Source organism: Pseudomonas sp. NPDC088444 (genome assembly GCF_044900175.1).
Classification (GTDB): domain Bacteria; phylum Pseudomonadota; class Gammaproteobacteria; order Pseudomonadales; family Pseudomonadaceae; genus Aquipseudomonas.
In genome coordinates, this window is sequence record NZ_JBJDNK010000013.1 from 130,589 (window position 1) to 150,233 (window position 19,645).

Here is a 19,645-nt window from a genome sequence, read left to right on the forward strand (position 1 = left end):
GCGATCAGTGGCGTTGCCGCTGGTCGTCTGAAATTCAGGGTTTGTCGGATGACGACGTTAAAACGTAAAGGTAGGGAAAATTTCCTGCCGCGACACTCCGTAGCAGGCGTAAAGTGTGACAAGGCACTATGATCTGCCTTATGCGGACCAGGGTTTTACGAAAAGTTAGCTGCCGGCATTCCCTAAGGGGGGCGTAATATGAACAGCAAATTGCAAGAGTGGCTTCACGATGTGGGTGTTGCATTGGGCCTGATCGAGCGCCCGAAACTGCAACCCATTCCCGTTCGGACTGACGATGACGAGCGCCGTCGCCCACGCCGTTAAGTCCTGTTCAATCATCTCGGTGACCATGACAGCGGCGCTATCGCCTGATAGCCCGCTTCGTGCGTTAAATACCGTTTGACGCGCCTGGCGCCCGCCAGATGACGCGCGTACTTCCTTCCCTCAGCTAGCGTGTGACTGGAAATCGAACGCATCTGCGTTCAATCAATGGGATTTTCTGCCCTTCATCTGCACCAGGATCAAATCCACCAGTCCTTGCAGCGTCAGTTGGCGGTAAGGGGAGTGTTCCGGCAGATGAGAGATTTGCGATTTGACCTTGCCCGGCATCACGATGCCGAATTCGGCCTGGAGATGGCTGAAGAACTCGGCGAAGTCTTCTTCGTCCAGTTCCAGATCGGCGAGCAGGGCGTCGTCCTGGATCGGGTCTTTGTCGACCAGAATGATCCCGAGTGTATCGAAAACATGCTGCTGGATTTCGCGACGGTCCATGGAGAGCCTCTGCGTTGACGTGCTCGAAAATCACCCCGACTTCACAACAGAGGGTTGTCGCCGGACAGCCGAATATCGCTTCGCTCCTTGAAATCACACCGTTCCGACGCGCTGTCACGATTAAGGCTAGTCCAAGTTTTGTGTGTCGGATCGTCCTGCTCTTGATGAATTTTTGTAACCGCGCATAAAAAAGGACGCCCGAAGGCGCCCTTGATCTGTTTCAGCGCTGTTACGCCTGTATCAGGCTGCGCTCGTCATCGCGACGCGGCGTGGCGACACCAGGCTGACCACCACGAAACTCACCAGCCCCACGGCCAGGCTGTAGTAAATCGGGGTGTTGGCGTCCAGGCCGTCCTTGAACATGAACGCCAGAGCGGTGATGAAGCCCAGGCTCATGCTGGTGATGGCCGCTGCGGTGGTCGCGCGTTTCCAGTAGATCGCACCGATCAGCGGAATCAGCATGCCACCTACCAGAAGGTTGTACGCCAGCGTCAGTGCGCTGATTACGTCGTTCACCACCAATGCAATCCCCAGCACCACCAGCCCGGTCAGGGCGGTGAACAGGCGGTTGATGCCCAGGCTCGATTGCTTGCCGCCGCGCAGTTTTGGCAGAAGGTCTTCAGTCACGGTGGTGGAGGCGGCCAGCAGGCCCGCACTGGCCGTGGACATCATGGCTGCCAACGCGGCGGCGATCACCAGCCCGCGAATGCCGTCCGGCAGCGAGGCTTTGACGATGGCAGCGAAGGCGGTGTTGACGTTGGCCAGATCCGGCAGCAACACGTGAGCGGCCATGCCGATCAGGGCACATGCCAGGCCATAAAGGATGCAGTAAACGCCTGCGATCGAACCTGCGTACTGGGCCACTTTTTCGGTGCGCGCGGTGAACACGCGTTGCCAGATGTCCTGGCCGATCAGGATGCCGAAGAAGTAGATCAGGAAGTAGGTGATGATGGTGTCCCAGCCAATGGTGGTCCAGCTAAAGCTCGATGCAGGCAGCTTGGCTACCAGATCGTCCCAGCCGCCGACGCGGTACAGGCAGATTGGCAACAGGATGAACATCAGGCCGACGGTCTTGATGATGAACTGCACGATGTCGGTCAGGGTCAGCGACCACATGCCGCCGATGGTCGAGTACACCACGACCACGCCACCGCCCAAGACCACCGAAACCCAGAACGGCAGGTCGAACAGCACTTGCATGACGGTGCCGATGGCCAGGATCGAGGTCACGCCGATCATCAGCGCGTAGGCGAGCATGATCACCGCGCTGGCCTGACGGGCCATGGGGTTGTAGCGTTTTTCGAGGATCTGGGTAACGGTGAAGATGCGCAGCTTGAGCAACGGTTTGGCGAGGAACAGGTTCAGCGCAATGATGCCCACGCCCAGCGCGGCGCAGAGCCAGAAACCGGAAATGCCGTGCACGTAGCCCAGCCGCACGGTGCCGACGGTCGATGCGCCACCCAGCACGGTGGCCGCCATCGTGCCCATGTACAGGCTCGGCCCGAGGTTGCGTCCGGCGACGAGGTAGTCTTCGTGGGTCTTGGCCTTGCGCATGCCGTACCAGCCCAGCACCAGCATCCCGGCTGCGTAGATCAGCACGACGAAAATATCTAAAGCCATGGAGTGTCTCCAATCATTGTTTTTATAGTGAAACGCAGTCATCCGGCTGACGTCACGCAGGCAGTCAGCGGTGAAATCACCGTGTTGTAAACGCGCTCCTACAGGTTCAGTGTCGATTAGCGGTGTGTCACACCCGGCAGCACGCACAGCATTTCATACAGCAGGTTGGCGCCCAGCAGCGAGGTGTTGCCAGTGGTGTCGTACGGTGGCGAGACCTCCACCAGGTCGCAGCCGATCAGGTCCAGACCCTGGCAACCACGAATGATTTCGATGGCTTGAATCGTGGTCAGGCCACCGATTTCAGGGGTGCCGGTACCCGGCGCCCAGGCCGGGTCGATGCCGTCGATGTCGAAGCTCAGGTAAACCGGGCCGCCACCGACTTTTTCGCGCACTTCTGCCATCAGCGGCACCAGCGATTTGTGCCAGCACTCTTCAGCCTGTACGACGCGGAAGCCCTGTTTGCGGCTCCAGTTGAAGTCTTCGGCGGTGTAGCCCTGAGCGCGCAGACCAATCTGCACCACACGGTCGCAATCGAGCAGGCCTTCTTCCACGGCGCGGCGGAAGGTGGTGCCGTGGGCGATCTTCTCGCCGAACATGTGATCGTTGACGTCTGCGTGGGCGTCGATGTGCACCAGGCCGACCTTGCCGTGCTTTTTGTGAATGGCGCGCAGGATCGGCAGGGTAATGGTGTGATCACCGCCCAGGGTCAGCGGGATGATGCCGTGTTCGAGGTAGCCGTCGTAGGCTTCTTCGATGATGCGCACGGCTTCGTGCATGTTGAATGTGTTGATGGCAACGTCGCCGATGTCAGCGACCGACAATGAGTCGAAGGGCGCAGCGCCCGTGGCCATGTTGTAGGGGCGAATCATCACCGATTCGGCGCGGATTTCGCGAGGCCCGAAACGGGTGCCAGACCGCAGCGAGGTGCCGATGTCCAGTGGCACGCCAATGAAGGCGGCATCCAGGCCAGCGGCGGTTTGCAGGTGTGGCAGACGCATCATGGTTGCGATGCCGGCGAAGCGCGGCATTTCGTTGCCGCCCAGTGGTTGGTGAAAAATCTTGTCCACGGGATTGCCTCATCGGTGGGTTATTAATAGTTGTAAGGGCTGGGCGGATTCTGCGAACCCGACGGGCTGCGAACAATCGCTCAGGCAAAATACTTAGTTCAGAGATTTCTGAACTATCGGGTAAGCTGATCATTCTTCGACACCTGGAAGCATCATGGCCAGCGCATTACCCGATCTGAAACTGCTGCGTATCTTCACCTGCGTCGTCCGCCATCAGGGCTTCGCGAGTGCCCAGCAAGAATTGAACCTGTCGACCTCAGCAATCAGCACCTACATGAGCCAGCTCGAATCCACGCTGGGCATTGTGCTGTGCCATCGCGGGCGGGGCGGGTTCAGCTTGACCAGCAAGGGCGAGCTGTTTCACCAGGAAACGCTGCGTTTGTTGGGCGAGCTGGAAGGTTTCGAATTGTACGCAGCGGCGCTCAAGGGCGAACTGCGTGGCACTCTGAATCTGGGTGTTCTGGACTCTACGGTCAGCGATCGGGCACTGCCGTTTGCCGAAGTCATCGGTGCCTACAGCGAGGAACACCCGGCGGTGCACTTGCACCTGTCGGTCATGAGTCCTTACGAATTGCAGTTGGGCGTGCTGGACAACCGGCTCGATCTGGCCATCGGCTCGTTCTCCACCCGGATGAACGGCCTGCTCTATCAACCGCTGTACCGTGAGCAGCACTGGCTGTATTGCAGTAATCGCCACCCGCTGTTCAACGAGCGGCGCATTCCCGAGCCGGTCATCACCCAGCAACGTATGGTGGGGCGCGGCTACTGGAGTCAGGCGGAGCTGGCGCGGCATGGCTTCAAACACAGCGCGGCCACCGTGGAAAGTATGGAGGCGCAGCTGATTCTGGTGTTGTCGGGTGCCTACATTGGTTATCTGCCGGAGCACTATGCGCAATCGTGGGTCGATTCCGGGCATTTGCGGGTGTTGCTGCCTGCGACGTTCGGCTATCAGGCGCCATTCTCGATGATCCTGCGGCGTGGGCGCAGTCGAGAGCCGCTGATCCAGACCTTCCGCGACCTGCTCAAAGCGCAGCTCAACCCGCTTTAAGGAGGGTGCGACCATGCCCCGTGTTCGTTGCGAGCGTTGCCATCGCCCTGAAAACCATTGCCTTTGTGCGCTGATTCCGCAACTGGACAGTCGCACTCGGGTGTTGATTCTGCAGCACCCGAGCGAGGTCAATCATGCGCTGAATACGGCGCGTCTGGCGGCCTTGGGTCTGACCAATGCGCAGTGGGTGGTCGGGGAGGTGTTCGATAATCTCGCTGAGTTGCTGAACGTGCCCGGGTATCAGGCGCGGTTGCTGTTTCCGGGGGGCGGGGCGACAGCACTTGAAGCTGAATCGTCAACCGATACGCCACTGCTGTTGGTGGTTCCGGACGGCACCTGGCGCAAGGCGCGCAAGTTGTTACACCTCAACCCGCTGCTGGCCGCATTGCCGAGGGTGACCTTGAGCAACGCTCCGGCGACGCGGTACCGATTGCGCAAGGCGCCCGGTCCTGACGCGTTGTCGACGCTGGAAGCCATCGTTCAAGCGTTGCACACGCTTGAGCCGCAGCGTTCGTTCGAGCCGTTGCTGCGTCCTTTCGAGGCGTTGATCGAGGGGCAGATTGCAGCGATGGGTGAGGAGACCTTTCGCCGCAATCATTCCTGAGCGCTAGCCATTGAGTGGCAAAGGAGGCTCAGGCGACGCCACCTTGCCCGCCAGCATGCGACGAATGTAGGCGTCGGTTTCCCGTTCGGCGTCTTCCTTGGTGAAGAAAGGCCCTTCGAGGGTGTTTTCACGGGTGCTGAAAAAATACATGCCGTTGACGCGGGAGACGCGGTCACTGCGAAAGTGCACGGCGGTCTCGGGGTCTTTCTCACGCTTGCTCAACATGGCCTGCTCCGGGTGAGGGGCGTTGGGTCTGTCAATCAGGACGGCTAAACCTGAAAGGAGTTCAGCGCAATGAGCGTTCCACAGCGTGATACGGAACGCCTGGCTGGTTGAGTGTCACTCTACTCCAAACGCTGCGGGCTGAGGTAGCCACTGGCTGAAGTTGCATCAGGTCCGCTGCTTTCTCCAGCAAGCCGGCTCCCACACTGTTTTGCGTCGAGCCATGAATTCAAGACTGGCCTGGATTTTGTGGGAGCCGCCGTGGTGGCGAAGGCGGCCGTTCAGTCAACGTTAAACCACTTCAGCGCTTACCCAACTCCTCAGCTTGATGAATCCACTGCTGACGTTGCTCTTCGGTCGAGGTGCGCACCGGGGAGAATTCTGTCAAGCGCGTGGTCTTGATCCCGCAAAACTCAAGAATCGCGTTTTTGATCTGCCGGTGGGCAGGTGCCTTGAACACCCAACGGAAATAGCGTGAAGGGGTGTCCAGCGTGACCAGCATTTCGGCTGTGCGGCCTTTGAGCAGTTCATTGGCGGGGTGATGACGACCATGGGCCTTGAACGCGAAGCCGGGCATCAGGACGCGCTCGAAGAACCCGCTGAGCAAGCTCGGCAGCCCGCCCCACCAAACCGGATAGACAAACACCAGATGTTGCGCCCAGTGAATCTCGCGCTGGGCTTGCAGCAGGTCGTGTTCCAGCGTCTGGCTCGATTCATAGCCGTTGTGCAGCGTCGGCTCGAATTCCAGCGCTTCCAGTTTCAGCACCCGCACCACATGCCCCTGACTGCGCGCCCCGTGGGCGTATGCGTCGCCCAGAGCGTGGCAGAGGCTGATGGTCTTCGGCGAACCGATGACCATCAGAATGCGTTTGCCGTACCCCTCAAGCGGGGTGGCGCCGCTGATCGGCTCAGCCATTGCTGCCCGCCTCAAGCATTTTCTCCGGTCGTACCCATGCGTCGAACTCGGCATCGGTCAAAAAGCCCAGTTGCAGCGCTGCTTCGCGCAGGGTCAGGCCTTCGTTGTAGGCCTTCTTGGCGATTTGCGCCGACTTGTCATAGCCGATGTGCGGGTTCAGCGCGGTCACCAGCATCAGCCCGCGCTCCAGGTGTTCGGCCATTTTCCCGGCGTCCGGCTCCATGCCCGCGATGCAGTGTTCGTTGAAGTTGCGGCAGCCGTCCCCCAGCAGGCGGATCGATTGCAGCAGGTTGTGGATGATCACCGGCTTGAACACGTTCAATTGCAGATGGCCCTGACTGGCGGCGAACGAGATCGTGGTGTCGTTGCCCATGACCTGACAGGCGAGCATCGACAGCGCTTCACACTGGGTCGGGTTGACCTTGCCCGGCATGATCGAACTGCCCGGCTCGTTGGCAGGCAGTTTGACTTCCGCCAGACCGGCACGGGGGCCTGAACCCAGCAGACGCAGGTCGTTGGCGATCTTCATCAGCGTCACGGCCAGGGTTTTCAAGGCCCCGGACAGCGCCGTCAGCGGCTCATGGCCTGCCAGCGCCGCGAATTTGTTCGGTGCCGTCACGAAGGGCAGACCCGACAGCGCGGCCAGTTCGGCAGCGACTGCTTCGGCAAAACCGTGGGGTGAATTCAAGCCCGTACCCACGGCGGTGCCACCCTGAGCCAGTTCACAGACCGCAGGTAGCGCCGCGCGAATGCTCTTTTCGGCGTAATCCAGTTGAGCGACGAACGCGGACAGCTCCTGACCGAAGGTGATCGGCGTGGCATCCATCATGTGGGTGCGGCCGGTTTTCACCAGCTTCATGTGGCGCGACGACTGCTCGGCGATCCCGGCGGACAGTTCGGCGATGGCAGGTAGCAGCTGTTCTTTGACCGCCTGCGCAGCGGCGATGTGCATCGCGGTCGGGAAGCAGTCGTTGGAGCTTTGCGAGCGGTTGACGTGATCATTGGGGTGAACCGGCGACTTGCCGCCCCGGCCTTTGCCCGACAGTTCGTTGGCGCGTCCGGCGATGACCTCGTTGACGTTCATGTTGCTCTGGGTGCCGCTGCCGGTCTGCCACACCACCAGCGGAAACTGGTCGTTAAGCTTGCCGCTGAGGACTTCGTCGGCGGACTGCTCGATCAGGCGCGCGATGTCGGCGGGCAAGTCGCCGTTGCGATTGTTGACCCGCGCGGCGGCTTTTTTGATCAGCGCCAGTGCATGCAGCACCGGCAGGGGCATGTGCTCCTGACCGATGGCGAAGTTGATCAGGGAACGTTGGGTCTGAGCCCCCCAGTAAGCGTCTTCGGGGACTTCGATTGGACCTATGCTATCGGTTTCGGTACGGCTCACTGGACTCACTCCTTAAGATCGAATAGCGCAGTTTAGTACCCCGCAGACCACTTCGGTTCCCGTTGGCGGCTGCGCAGTAGTACGAGTGTGCGCAAATTTTCGAATCAGGTGGTGTGAAACCTTGAAGATCAAGCACTGTCATGACCGCTCGTAGCGGCGGGGGTTGAGCGCGAGACGAAAAGGGGCGCAAAATGTCGGCCCTTGGGGTTCAGCCTCGCTTGCTAGATAAGGAAACTCGATGACCCGTCTTCGCGCTCTCTGTGCTGCGGTCGCTCTGGTATGTGCCAGCGGCCAGGCGCTTGCTGCCACCGCCAGCCATGAGGCCAGTGCCGTAGCGTTCCTCAAACTGGCTCACGCCGACCAGTTGGGTGCGCCGATCTACATGCAAGCGCAGCAAATGTTCGCTCAGCGCTTCGCCGAAACCAAAGCTCCGGACTCCAAGAAAGCCGTTCTGGAGAAGTACCAGGCTCAAGCCAATGCCGCGCTGGACAAGGCCATTGGCTGGGACAAGCTGCAACCTGACATGGTCAAGCTGTACACCGACAACTTCACCGAGCAGGAGCTGAAAGACCTGGTGGCGTTCTACGAGTCGCCGCTGGGCAAGAAAGTCCAGGCCAAGATGCCGCAGATCAGCCAGCAATCGTTCCAGATGACTCAGGAAAAGCTGCAACCGGCGGTGCCTGTGGTCACCGGTCTGCTGGAGTCCATGACCAAGGAACTGACCCCGGCTGCGACCAAAGCTGCACCTGCCAAGAAGCCATAAGCGAAGCCTGACATGAGCATGCAACAGCGTATCGAATCTGCGTTGGCGGTCTTTCAGCCCGAGTACCTTCAGGTGCTCAATGAAAGCCATATGCATAGCCGTGGCACCGACACTCACTACAAGGCCGTGGTGGTCAGCGAGCAGTTCGCTGGCCTCAACGCCGTCAAGCGCCACCAGAAGGTCTACGGCCTGCTCGGTGGCCTGATGGGTGAGTTTCATGCGCTGGCGCTGCACACCTACACCCCGGAAGAATGGGCGAAACTGGGCGCCGCGCCTGCGTCGCCGACCTGTGCCGGGGGGCATGACTGAATTTCCTTTTCGGGAATTGACGCTGCGTTGATCGCGAGCAAGCTCACTCCTACAGGTATGCGCACGTCCCTGTAGGAGTGAGCTTGCTCGCGATGGCGATTTATCAAACACATCCGTGTTGACTGATCCGGCGCACTCGTCGGAATGCCGCCCAGGGCAAGCGCGCTCCTACAGTGCGGTGTTCTCCCGTTTCTTGACCCACATCAATCTCCCACCTATCAACCACCCTGTCTGCTCGCCGCCGATTTTTGCTAGAATCCGCGCCGCGTTGCCTGGTCGGCACGCGTTTACTTGAAATTTTCATCCGGTAGGCCCTTTGCGAGGGTCGCCACCTGGAGATGCAACATGACCCAAACCGCACCCATCGTCGTCGCGGCGTTGTACAAATTCGTCACCCTGTCGGACTATGTCGAGATGCGCGAGCCGCTGCTCAAAGCCATGAACGACAACGGCGTCAAAGGCACCCTGCTGATCGCCGAAGAAGGCATCAACGGCACTGTTTCCGCCACCCGCGAAGGCATTGACGGCCTGCTGGCCTGGCTGCGCAAAGACCCGCGCCTGGTCGACGTCGACCACAAAGAGTCGTACTGCGACGAGCAGCCGTTCTACCGTACCAAGGTCAAGCTGAAAAAAGAGATCGTCACCCTGGGCGTTCCCGGTGTCGACCCGAACAAGGCCGTGGGCACCTATGTCGAACCACAGGACTGGAACGCACTGATTGCCGATCCTGAAGTGCTGTTGATCGACACCCGCAATGACTACGAAGTGTCCATCGGCACGTTCGAAGGTGCCATCGATCCGAAGACCACGACCTTTCGCGAGTTCCCGGACTACATCAAGGCCAACTTCGATCCCGCGATACACAAGAAGGTCGCGATGTTCTGCACGGGCGGTATCCGCTGCGAGAAGGCCTCCAGCTATATGCTCGGCGAGGGCTTTGAAGAGGTTTATCACCTCAAGGGCGGCATCCTCAAATACCTTGAAGAAGTCCCGCAGGAAGAAAGCGCCTGGCGCGGTGACTGCTTCGTGTTCGACAATCGCGTCACCGTGCGCCACGATTTGAGCGAAGGCGACTACGATCAATGTCATGCATGCCGCACACCGATCAGTGCCGAAGACCGTGCCAGCGAGCACTATTCGCCAGGCGTCAGTTGCCCGCATTGCTGGGACACGCTGAGCGAGAAGACCCGCCGCAGCGCCATCGACCGGCAGAAGCAGATCGAACTGGCCAAGTCGCGTAACCAGCCGCACCCGATCGGGCGCAACTATCGGCTGCTGGAGGGTGTGGCGAACGCTCAGCCTGAAGACACCCAAACCCACGAGGCCTGAACCATGCACGCCCGCCTGCTTTATGTAATGGACCCGATGTGTTCGTGGTGCTGGGGCTTTGCGCCCGTCGCTGACGCATTGGTCGAGCAGGCGAGCGCGGCGGGTGTGCCGTTGCATCTGGTGGTGGGCGGGCTGCGTACCGGCAGTGGGGCGGCGCTGGAGCCTGCGACCCGACGTTACATCCTCGAACACTGGCACGCGGTGCAGAACACCACGGGTCAGTCGTTCAAGTTCGACGACGCATTGCCTGACGGTTTTGTCTACGACACTGAGCCGGCCTGCCGCGCCATCGTGGCTGCGCGCAGTCTGGCACCGGACATCGCCTGGAAGCTGGTGGGCGAAATCCAACGGGCGTTCTACCTTGAGGGCCGCGACACGACCCAGGCTTCGGTGCTGGCGGAACTGGCTGAAAGGGCCGGGCTGCCACGCATCGAGTTCGCCGCGGCGTTCGACAGTGCGGAGCAGCACGCCGCCACGGCATCCGACTTTTCCTGGGTTCAGGACCTGGGTATCGCCGGTTTCCCGACCCTGCTGGCCGAGCGCAAGGGGCAACTGGCGCTGTTGACCAACGGCTATCAACCTTTGGACGAACTGGCGCCGTTGCTCAGCCGTTGGCTGGAGCGCGCCGCCTGTGCGTGACTCCCTCGATATCGAATCCTCGAACGAACCCGCTGCACAAGACCCGCTCGCGCGGGTGGATCGCCTCGAATGGGCGCAAATCCGGCGTCTGGCCCTGACCCATAAAAAAGCCTTGTGGATGGCCAATGGCGTTGCCGTACTGGCCGTGCTGTGCTCGGTGCCAATTCCCTTGCTGTTGCCGTTGCTTGTCGACGAAGTGCTGCTGGGCAAGGGCGATGCCGCACTGCTGTTCATGAATCACTTTCTCCCGCCAAGCCTGCACAAGCCGGTGGGTTACATCGTCTTGATGCTGCTGGCCACGCTGTGCCTGCGGCTGGGGGCGCTGTTGTTCAACGTGATCCAGGCGCGCCTGTTCGCCGGGCTGTCCAAGGACATCGTCTATCGGATTCGCATTCGGTTGATCGAGCGTCTCAAGCGCATTTCTCTGGGCGAGTACGAAAGCCTGGGCAGTGGCACGGTGACGGCGCATCTGGTCACCGATCTGGACACGCTGGACAAGTTCGTCGGCGAGACCTTGAGCAAGTTCCTGGTGGCCATGCTCACGTTGACCGGCACCGCCGCGATTCTGGTGTGGATGCACTGGCAACTGGCGCTGCTGATTCTGCTGTTCAACCCGCTGGTGATCTACGCCACGGTCAAGCTGGGCAAGCGCGTCAAACACCTCAAGAAGTTGGAGAACGACAGCACCTCGCGCTTCACTCAGGCGCTGACCGAGACCCTCGACGCGATTCAGGAAATCCGCGCCGGTAACCGGCAAGGTTATTTCCTGGGTCTGTTGGGTGGGCGGGCAAAAGAGGTGCGGGATTATGCCGTGTCCTCGCAGTGGAAAAGCGACGCCTCAGGGCGGGCCAGTGGCTTGCTGTTCCAGTTCGGCATCGACATTTTTCGCGCGGCGGCGATGCTCACCGTGCTGTTTTCCGACCTGTCCATCGGCCACATGCTGGCGGTCTTCAGCTACCTGTGGTTCATGATTGGCCCGGTGGAGCAATTACTGAACCTGCAATATGCCTTCTACGCCGCTGGCGGTGCGTTGACCCGTATCAACGAATTGCTGGCCCGTGCCGACGAGCCGCAATACCCGGCGCAGGTCAATCCGTTCATCGGGCGTGAGACGGTCAGCATCGACGTGCGCGGGCTGTGCTTCGGTTACAACGAAGATCCGGTGCTTGATCACCTTGACCTGACCATTCCACCGGGCGAAAAAGTCGCCATCGTGGGGGCCAGTGGCGGCGGCAAAAGCACGTTGGTGCAACTGCTGCTCGGGTTGTACAGCGCCCGTGCCGGAAGCATTCGCTTTGGGGGCGCGAGTCTGGAAGACATTGGCCTGGAGACTGTCCGCGAACATGTTGCGGTGGTGCTGCAACATCCGGCGCTGTTCAACGACACGGTGCGGGCAAACCTGTCGATGGGCCGCGAGCGCAGCGACGAAGCCTGCTGGCAGGCGCTGGAGATTGCCCAACTGGACGCGACGATTCGTGCGCTGCCGCAAGGGCTGGACAGCGTGGTGGGGCGTTCCGGTGTGCGTTTGTCGGGCGGTCAGCGCCAGCGGCTGGCCATCGCGCGCATGGTGCTCGCGGATCCCAAAGTGGTGATTCTCGACGAAGCCACCTCGGCGCTGGATGCCGCCACCGAATACAACTTGCATCAAGCGCTGAACCGCTTTCTCAGTGGCCGCACGACGTTGATCATCGCCCACCGCCTTTCTGCGGTGAAACAGGCCGACCGCGTGCTGGTGTTCGACGGCGGTCGGATTGCCGAGGACGGCGATCATCAGCAACTCATCGCCGAAGGGGGCCTTTACGCCCGCCTTTATGGTCATCTGCAACAGGTCTGATACAGCCTGTCGGTTTTTTCCATTCCTTCTCTCAAATGGCGTTTCGCCAGTGGAACACGTCAATTCTTGGGCTATGCTTGAGCCGTGTGTTCAATAAAAGTGTGAAAAGCGTCATATTTACGTCTCCACTTCATTGAGTTAACCCATTCGGTCGTTTGGATGGGTGTGAGACGCAACCCGCTGCATCGTGGAAATTAGCCGAGTCCTCTGAATTACAGGCACGTACGTCAGGAAGGTTGCCTGAACCGGGGAAGTGAGTATCTGGCAGTGCTGATGAAAGGGACACCATGAAGCAAAAGCGGATTCTCGAGAAGCCCCGTCTTCTGGGCATCGTTTGGCCATTTATCGCGGTCGTGCTATTACAGGCACTGCTCGGTTGCGTCAGCCTGTACATGATGTCGGCTGTGCGCAGTTACGTCGGTGGTGAGAGCCTTTGGTCCAAAGGGCAGAAGGACGCTATTTATTACCTGAATCTCTATGCCAACAGCCGCAGTGAAATCGACTATCTGAAGTACCAGCAAGCCATTGCCATTCCCAAAGGTGATCACGATCTGCGGGAGGCTATGGATCAACCGGTTCCCGACATCGCGCGCGCCAATGCAGGCATTCTGCAGGGTGGTAACCATCCCGATGATGCCCCCGGCATTATCTGGCTGTACCTCAATTTCCGCCATTTCAGCTATCTGGAGAAGGCCATCGATCTGTGGAAGATCGGCGACAACTACCTGGTGCAACTGGATGAAGTCGCCCGCGAGATGCATGGGCGAATCGTGGATGGCAGTGCCACCAATGCTGACGTGCTGACGTGGCGACACCGGATCAACGCGATCAACGAAGGCGTTACCCCGGCGGCCATGGCCTTCAGTGATGCGCTGGGCGAAGGGTCGCGGGTCATTCTGCGGATTCTGGTGGTGGTCAACCTGACCACGGCCGTGTTCCTGATCATTCTGGCGCTGCTGCGTACCCACAAATTGCTGGAGCAGCGCCATGCATTCGCCACCGCGTTGCAGATAGAGAAGGAGCGGGCGCAGGTCACCCTGGAATCCATCGGCGACGGTGTCATTACCACGGACGTCAGCGGTGCGATCACCTACATGAACCCGGCCGCCGAACAGATGGCCCACTGGAAAAGCGAGCAGGCGACCGGTTTACCTCTGGCGGCGCTGTTCAACCTGCTCGACGAGAATGACCAGAAAGACAGCTCGGCGCTGATCGAGCACATTCTGAGCGGCAAACTGGCGGGGGGCAGCGAGAATTCCAAGCTGATTCAGCGGCTGGATGGCAGCACCGTTTCCGTCGCATTGGTCGGGTCGCCGATCCGCACCGATGGCAAGGTCAGCGGCGCAGTGCTGGTGCTGCACGACATGACCCAAGAGCGGCAGTACATCGCCAACCTGTCCTGGCAGGCGACCCACGATGCCTTGACCGGCCTGACCAACCGTCGCGAGTTCGAATACCGGCTCGAACTGGCGCTGAGCAGCCTGACGCACCAAACAGGGCGTCATGCAGTGATGTTCCTTGATCTGGACCAGTTCAAACTGGTCAACGACACCAGCGGCCATGCGGCAGGGGACGAGTTGTTGCGGCACATCTGCGCGGTGTTGCAACAAGGCATTCGCGAGGGCGATACCCTGGCTCGGCTGGGTGGCGACGAGTTCGGCATTCTGCTGGAGCACTGCGCGCCAGACGCAGCCGAGAAGATCGCCGAAGGCCTGCGTCAGACCGTGGAAAGCCTGCACTTCGTCTGGAAAGGCCGCCCGTTCATGACCACTGTCAGTATCGGCCTGGTGCATGTGTCCAATTCACCGACCACCCTTGAAGCCTCGCTGCGCGCCGCCGACATGGCCTGCTACATGGCCAAGGAAAAGGGGCGAAACCGGGTGCAGGTGTATCACGACGACGATTCGGAGCTGTCCACCCGCTTTGGCGAAATGGCCTGGATTCAGCGCTTGCACATGGCGCTGGAAGACAACCGTTTCTGCCTGTACTCACAGGAGATCGCCTATCTGGGCGATGGCCGCGACGGACACAAGGACAGCGGCCATGTAGAGATTCTCCTGCGGCTGCGCGACGAGTCCGGTCGCATCATCCTGCCCGACAGTTTCATTCCCGCCGCCGAGCGCTACGGCATGATGACCACGCTGGACCGTTGGGTGGTGCAGAACGTGTTCAAGATCATCGCCGATTGCCTGAATGACAATCACCGTGATGGCCCGTTGGCGGTGTGTGCCATCAATTTGTCCGGCACCAGCATTGGCGACGACGCTTTTCTTGAATATTTGCGACAGCAGTTCCAAATCTACGCAATTCCTCCTGAACTTATCTGTTTCGAGATCACCGAAACCAGTGCAATCGCCAATTTGGGCAGCGCCATTCGGTTCATTAACGAGCTTAAAAGTCTGGGATGCCGTTTTTCTCTGGATGACTTCTGTGCAGGCATGTCGTCATTCGCTTACTTGAAACATTTGCCTGTGGATTTCCTGAAGATTGATGGCAGTTTCGTAAAAGACATGCTCGACGATCCGGTCAACCGGGCGATGGTGGAAGTGATCAACCATATCGGGCACGTGATGGGCAAACAGACGATCGCCGAGTTCGTCGAGAGCCCCCAGATAGAGCAGGCGTTATTGGAAATCGGGGTGGACTACGCTCAGGGGTATGTGATTGAGCGGCCGCAATTATTCACCTGTGAATGTCTGCACGCACGGCCCGCGAGGCAGACCCCAATGTTGTTCAGCGCACCCGGGACTTTTCGCTGAACGACCCCATGCAACATCAAACAAGGAGCTACACAGTGATCGATATGTTCATTAGAACCGGTCCGCTGATGGATGCCAGCAGTTACCCCGCTTGGGCACAGCAATTGATTCAGGATTGCAGTGAAGCCAAGGCACGCGTGGTAGGGCATGAACTTTATCAACGTATGCGAGATGGTCAGCTCAGTTCAAGGACCATGCGCCAGTACCTGATTGGTGGATGGCCTGTTGTTGAACAGTTCGCGGTCTACATGGCCCACAACCTGACCAAAACCCGTTTCGCCCGGCATCCGGGTGAAGACATGGCGCGTCGCTGGTTGATGCGCAACATTCGGGTTGAACTCAATCATGCCGATTACTGGGTAAACTGGAGCGCGGCCCATGGGGTCACGCTGCAAGACCTGCAAGCGCAACGGGTTCCGTCCGAGCTGCACGCACTCAATCACTGGTGCTGGCACAGTTGTTCGTCGGAGCCGCTGGTCGTTGCCATCGCAGCCACCAACTACGCCATCGAAGGCGCCACCGGTGAGTGGTCTGCTGTCGTGTGTTCACAAGAGACATACGCAGATTTGTTCCCGCCGGACATTCGCAAGCGCGCCATGAAATGGCTGAAAATGCATGCGCAGTATGACGATTCCCACCCTTGGGAGGCCCTGGAGATCATTTGCACGCTGGCGGGCAATAACCCCAGCGAGCAATTGCAGGCAGACCTGAGAATGGCGATCTGCAAAAGTTACGAGTACATGCACTTGTTTCTGGAGCGCTGCATGGTGCTCGAACGACCTCAGGAAGCGAACGTGCGGCGGCTCGCTCGTGCCTGAACGTGCTTAGCCCGCCATTTCCAGGCGGTTACGCCCTTGGCGCTTGGCCGTGTACAGGGCAGTGTCGGCGCGACGCAACAGGCTGTCGGGAGATTCTCCCGGCAGCAGCGTCGAGCAGCCCAAGCTGACGGTCAGTTCCACCAGGCTTCCTTCCACGGGATACGTGAGTTGCAGTGCCGCGTGCCGCAGGCGTTCGCCTACCAGCGCGGCTGACTCACGACCGGTGTTGGTCAGCACGATCAAGAACTCTTCCCCACCAAATCTGAATACCTGATCGATGTTGCGCAGGCGATCCTTGATCGTGTCCGTGACGGCCCTCAACACCGCATCGCCCGTAGCATGGCCATGGGTGTCGTTGATGTTCTTGAAGTGGTCGATGTCCAGCATCAGCACCGACAGCGGTTGCTGCTGGCGGCGAGCGATTTCGATTTCCCGGGCCAGCGACTGTTCCATGGCGATTCGGTTACCCGCGCCGGTCAAGGGGTCACGCAACGCGCTCAGGCTGGCATTTCGGTAAAGCAAAGCGTTGCGAAGTGGATACAACAGGCTGCCCAGCAGGGATTCTAGCTGAGCAAGCTCGGCCTCGTTGAAGCGGCGTTCGCGCTGAAACCCCAGTTCACCCAACTGCTCGCCCTGATAGCTCATGCGATAGCTGGCGCTGTGGCGTGCCCGTTCGCCGAACTCCAGACGCAGGTCTGTTCCCAAGTGCTTGTAACTGAGGGATTTGAGCGGAATCAACTGCTGCACGTTGTCGAAAAACATCGACAGGATCTTGTCCGCTTCCAGGCTGCTCTGCAGTTGCAGCGCGAGTTTGCGTTGCAGTTGTTCCTCATCGAGCGGCGGCTGGGTAGGGCTGTTGGCCGCTGCAAGGCCCAGGCGCTGCAATCGAGCGCTGTCAAAATCAATGGCGTTGGTTCGTGTGGGAAAACTCATGTTTTCGCTCCTGCGCCTCTGTAGGGCTTGATGTCGACAGAGCGAAAGTCGTGCCAGTTTTTCTGATTTCGAATTTCGTCATATGAATCAAAGGGTTAGCGTCGATGCGTACTGACGGATTATCCCTCAGCGCCTTGGAGTTGACTAACGTAACGGTTTGCAGGCGAAGGGACTACAAACAGGCGACGGAAAACCGCCGAACGGATAGAAGGTGGTGGTGCTTTACTCGCAGTTGTAGGAGCGCGGGGTGTTATTTCTTCTTCTGCGCATCAAACGCCTGACCATTGATGCCCCTGCTCTCAGGCCCCATCAGGTACAGGTACACCGGCATGATCTCTTCTGGCGTCGGGTTGTTCAGCGGGTTTTCCGCCGGGTACGCCTGGGCGCGCATGTCGGTGCGGGTGCCTCCGGGGTTGATGCTGTTGGCGCGCACCGAGGCGACGTCTTCCAGCTCATCGGCCAGGGTTTGCATCAGGCCCTCGGTGGCGAATTTGGACACCCCGTAAGCGCCCCAATAGGCACGGCCCTTACGCCCGACGCTGCTGGACGTGAACACCACCGAGGCGTCCTGTGACAGTTTGAGCAGTGGCAGCAGGGTCGAGGTCAGCATGAACATCGCGTTGACGTTGACCTGCATCACCCGCATGAAGTGCTCACCCGACAATTGTTCGATCGGGGTGCGCGGACCGATGATCGACGCGTTGTGCAGCAACCCGTCCAACCGCCCGAACTCGGTCTCGATCATCGCCGCCAGTTCATCGTATTGATGGGGCAGGGCGGTTTCCAGATTGAACGGGATGACCACTGGCTGCGGATGGCCGGCAGCTTCGATCTCGTCGTACACGGCGGTCAGGTTGGCTTCGGTCTTGCCCAGCAACAACACGGTCGCGCCATGGGCCGCATAGGTACGAGCCGCTGTGGCGCCAATGCCACGGCCAGCGCCGGTGACCAGAATGATGCGGTCTTTGAGCAAGTCGGGGCGGGCGGAGTAGTTGAACATGAGTGCTCTCTTTGTATGTGTCGCTCAGTAGGCGGGCGCCGTAAACCGCTTCTGCCCGAAGGGCGCGGGAGCCGGCTTGCTGGCGAAGGCGGTGTGTCAGTTGACGAGGCTGCGACTGACACGACGCATTCGCCAGCAAGCCGGCTCCCACAGGACCGAGACCGGTCACCAGCTCTTCAGTGTACTTATGGCAGGTATCAACACCCACACAACGCGTTATCCAGCACCCGGCGCAGTTCCAGCGGATGATCGACCACCACATCCGCGCCCCAGTGATTCGGGTTGTCATGGGGATGAATATAGCCGTAGCGCACGGCAGCGGTTTTGGTGCCCGCGTCGCGACCCGATTCGATATCACGCAGATCATCACCCACGAACAATACGCTGGCCGGGTCGATGTCGAGCATCTTGCAGGCCAGCAGCAGCGGTTCGGGGTCCGGCTTGCTCCTGGTCACATGGTCCGGGCAGATCAATACCGCCGAACGTTGATCGAGGCCCAGTTGCTCCATGATCGGCTGGGCATAACGTACCGGCTTGTTGGTCACCACGCCCCAGATCAGGTTCGATTTCTCGATGTCCTCGAGCAATTCCCCCATGCCGTCGAACAGTTTGCTGTGCACGGCGCAGTTCTGCTGATAGCGCTCCAGAAACTCCAGGCGCAGCGCTTCGAATTCCGGTTCATTGGGCGACATCGCAAACGCCGCAGACACCATGGCCTTGGCACCGCCGGAGATTTCGTCGCGAATCAACTTGTCGTCAATCGCCGGAAAACCCCGCTCGGCGAGCATGGCCTGGCAGATTGCAATGAAGTCTGGCGCGGTGTCGAGCAGCGTGCCGTCCATGTCGAAAAGAACTGCTCTCAAGCGCATGGGTCAGTCCTCTTTCAACGTCTGGATCATGTAATTGACGTCGACGTCGGAGGCTAGCTTGTAGTGCTTGGTCAGCGGGTTGTAGGTCAGGCCGATGATGTCCTTGACCTCAAGACCTGCCTGGCGGCTCCAGGCGCCCAGCTCGGACGGGCGGATGAATTTCTTGAAGTCGTGCGTGCCGCGTGGCAGCAGGTTCATGATGTATTCGGCGCCGATGATTGCGAACAGATACGCCTTCGGGTTGCGGTTGATCGTGGAAAAAAACACCTGGCCGCCCGGTTTGACCATCTTGTAGCAGGCGCGAATGACCGACGACGGGTCCGGTACGTGCTCCAGCATCTCCAGGCAGGTCACCACGTCGAACTGCTCCGGCATCTCTTCGGCCAGGGCTTCGGCGGTGATCTGGCGGTATTCGACGTTCACGCCAGACTCCAGCTGATGCAACTGCGCCACGGCCAGCGGCGCTTCGCCCATGTCGATACCGGTCACGGTGGCGCCGCGCAAGGCCATGGCCTCGCTGAGAATGCCGCCGCCGCAACCGACGTCGAGCACCTTTTTACCGGCCAGACTGACGCGCTCGTCGATCCAGTTCACCCGCAGCGGGTTGATGTCGTGCAATGGCTTGAACTCGCTGTTGCGATCCCACCAGCGATGGGCCAATGCCTCGAATTTGGCGATTTCGGCGTGGTCGACGTTGCTCATGTGTGATCCCTCTAAAACATTGAATTCGGTGTCAGGTCACGGCAGGGCCATGACG

20 protein-coding genes are annotated in these 19,645 nt (G+C 59.8%); 10 read left to right on the forward strand and 10 right to left on the reverse strand.

The window, feature by feature from the left end; translation table 11 throughout:
* The first annotated feature begins 198 nt into the window (after positions 1 to 198).
* A complete protein-coding gene (locus ACI2KB_RS23955; RefSeq protein ID WP_256601618.1) occupies positions 199 to 324 on the forward strand; it encodes a PA1414 family protein in 126 nt (41 codons plus the stop codon).
* Positions 325 to 486: 162 nt separating this feature from the next.
* Here ACI2KB_RS23955 and ACI2KB_RS23960 read toward each other — a convergent pair whose 3' ends face one another.
* From ACI2KB_RS23960 to speB, 3 genes are all read right to left on the reverse strand, one after another.
* On the reverse strand, positions 487 to 771 hold the full coding sequence (locus ACI2KB_RS23960; protein ID WP_404638635.1) for a hypothetical protein: 285 nt from the start codon (positions 769 to 771) through the stop codon (positions 487 to 489).
* Between the two features lie 240 nt (positions 772 to 1,011).
* On the reverse strand, positions 1,012 to 2,391 hold the full coding sequence (locus tag ACI2KB_RS23965) for a sodium:solute symporter (protein ID WP_404638637.1): 1,380 nt from the start codon (positions 2,389 to 2,391) through the stop codon (positions 1,012 to 1,014).
* 116 nt (positions 2,392 to 2,507) lie between these two features.
* Positions 2,508 to 3,458: an agmatinase gene (speB, locus tag ACI2KB_RS23970; protein WP_404638639.1), complete on the reverse strand. Its 951-nt coding sequence runs from the start codon at positions 3,456 to 3,458 to the stop codon at positions 2,508 to 2,510.
* A gap of 154 nt (positions 3,459 to 3,612) precedes the next feature.
* Between speB and ACI2KB_RS23975 the strand changes: the two genes are divergently transcribed.
* Together ACI2KB_RS23975 and ACI2KB_RS23980 are read left to right on the forward strand one after the other, a co-directional pair.
* Positions 3,613 to 4,506 (forward strand): LysR family transcriptional regulator, encoded by an 894-nt coding sequence (locus ACI2KB_RS23975; protein WP_404638641.1) that lies wholly within the window; start codon positions 3,613 to 3,615, stop codon positions 4,504 to 4,506.
* Positions 4,507 to 4,519: 13 nt separating this feature from the next.
* Positions 4,520 to 5,110, forward strand: coding sequence for a tRNA-uridine aminocarboxypropyltransferase (locus ACI2KB_RS23980; protein ID WP_404638643.1), 591 nt, complete (start codon positions 4,520 to 4,522; stop codon positions 5,108 to 5,110).
* A 3-nt stretch (positions 5,111 to 5,113) separates the two neighbouring features.
* On the opposite strand, the gene ACI2KB_RS23985 is transcribed toward ACI2KB_RS23980, so the two are convergent.
* The 3 genes from ACI2KB_RS23985 to ACI2KB_RS23995 form a co-directional block, all read right to left on the reverse strand.
* Positions 5,114 to 5,335, reverse strand: coding sequence for a DUF6316 family protein (locus tag ACI2KB_RS23985; RefSeq protein WP_404638645.1), 222 nt, complete (start codon positions 5,333 to 5,335; stop codon positions 5,114 to 5,116).
* 298 nt (positions 5,336 to 5,633) lie between these two features.
* On the reverse strand, positions 5,634 to 6,248 hold the full coding sequence (locus tag ACI2KB_RS23990; protein ID WP_404638647.1) for an NAD(P)H-dependent oxidoreductase: 615 nt from the start codon (positions 6,246 to 6,248) through the stop codon (positions 5,634 to 5,636).
* Entirely contained in the window at positions 6,241 to 7,635 is a 1,395-nt protein-coding gene (locus tag ACI2KB_RS23995) for a class II fumarate hydratase (RefSeq protein ID WP_404638649.1), read from the reverse strand. Before ACI2KB_RS23995 ends, ACI2KB_RS23990 begins: the two co-directional genes overlap by 8 nt.
* Before the next feature lie 238 nt (positions 7,636 to 7,873).
* Here ACI2KB_RS23995 and ACI2KB_RS24000 point away from each other — a divergent pair, with 238 nt between their 5' ends.
* The 7 genes from ACI2KB_RS24000 to ACI2KB_RS24030 all read left to right on the forward strand — a co-directional run bounded on the left by ACI2KB_RS24000 (position 7,874) and on the right by ACI2KB_RS24030 (position 16,086).
* On the forward strand, positions 7,874 to 8,398 hold the full coding sequence (locus ACI2KB_RS24000; protein ID WP_404638651.1) for a DUF2059 domain-containing protein: 525 nt from the start codon (positions 7,874 to 7,876) through the stop codon (positions 8,396 to 8,398).
* Positions 8,399 to 8,410: 12 nt separating this feature from the next.
* The gene (locus tag ACI2KB_RS24005) at positions 8,411 to 8,707 is read left to right on the forward strand and encodes a BolA family protein (protein WP_404638653.1); all 297 of its coding nucleotides are present in this window, start codon (positions 8,411 to 8,413) and stop codon (positions 8,705 to 8,707) included.
* A 345-nt stretch (positions 8,708 to 9,052) separates the two neighbouring features.
* Entirely contained in the window at positions 9,053 to 10,036 is a 984-nt protein-coding gene (locus ACI2KB_RS24010; protein ID WP_404638655.1) for a rhodanese-related sulfurtransferase, read from the forward strand.
* Between the two features lie 36 nt (positions 10,037 to 10,072).
* The gene (locus ACI2KB_RS24015) at positions 10,073 to 10,675 is read left to right on the forward strand and encodes a DsbA family protein (RefSeq protein ID WP_404638703.1); all 603 of its coding nucleotides are present in this window, start codon (positions 10,073 to 10,075) and stop codon (positions 10,673 to 10,675) included.
* Positions 10,676 to 10,685: 10 nt separating this feature from the next.
* Positions 10,686 to 12,509: an ABC transporter ATP-binding protein gene (locus ACI2KB_RS24020; protein ID WP_404638705.1), complete on the forward strand. Its 1,824-nt coding sequence runs from the start codon at positions 10,686 to 10,688 to the stop codon at positions 12,507 to 12,509.
* Positions 12,510 to 12,796: 287 nt separating this feature from the next.
* On the forward strand, positions 12,797 to 15,268 hold the full coding sequence (locus ACI2KB_RS24025) for an EAL domain-containing protein (RefSeq protein WP_404638657.1): 2,472 nt from the start codon (positions 12,797 to 12,799) through the stop codon (positions 15,266 to 15,268).
* A gap of 35 nt (positions 15,269 to 15,303) precedes the next feature.
* Complete coding sequence (locus ACI2KB_RS24030; RefSeq protein ID WP_404638659.1) at positions 15,304 to 16,086, forward strand: TenA family transcriptional regulator; 783 nt, start codon at positions 15,304 to 15,306, stop codon at positions 16,084 to 16,086.
* 6 nt (positions 16,087 to 16,092) lie between these two features.
* On the opposite strand, the gene ACI2KB_RS24035 is transcribed toward ACI2KB_RS24030, so the two are convergent.
* The 4 genes from ACI2KB_RS24035 to ubiG form a co-directional block, all read right to left on the reverse strand.
* Positions 16,093 to 17,019, reverse strand: coding sequence for a GGDEF domain-containing protein (locus ACI2KB_RS24035; protein ID WP_404638661.1), 927 nt, complete (start codon positions 17,017 to 17,019; stop codon positions 16,093 to 16,095).
* A 250-nt stretch (positions 17,020 to 17,269) separates the two neighbouring features.
* Positions 17,270 to 18,019: a YciK family oxidoreductase gene (locus tag ACI2KB_RS24040; RefSeq protein ID WP_404638663.1), complete on the reverse strand. Its 750-nt coding sequence runs from the start codon at positions 18,017 to 18,019 to the stop codon at positions 17,270 to 17,272.
* A gap of 197 nt (positions 18,020 to 18,216) precedes the next feature.
* Positions 18,217 to 18,888, reverse strand: a complete 672-nt coding sequence (gene mupP / locus ACI2KB_RS24045) for an N-acetylmuramic acid 6-phosphate phosphatase MupP (protein WP_404638665.1) — start codon at positions 18,886 to 18,888, stop codon at positions 18,217 to 18,219.
* Between the two features lie 3 nt (positions 18,889 to 18,891).
* The gene (gene ubiG / locus ACI2KB_RS24050) at positions 18,892 to 19,590 is read right to left on the reverse strand and encodes a bifunctional 2-polyprenyl-6-hydroxyphenol methylase/3-demethylubiquinol 3-O-methyltransferase UbiG (RefSeq protein WP_404638667.1); all 699 of its coding nucleotides are present in this window, start codon (positions 19,588 to 19,590) and stop codon (positions 18,892 to 18,894) included.
* Between the last annotated feature and the right edge of the window lie 55 nt (positions 19,591 to 19,645).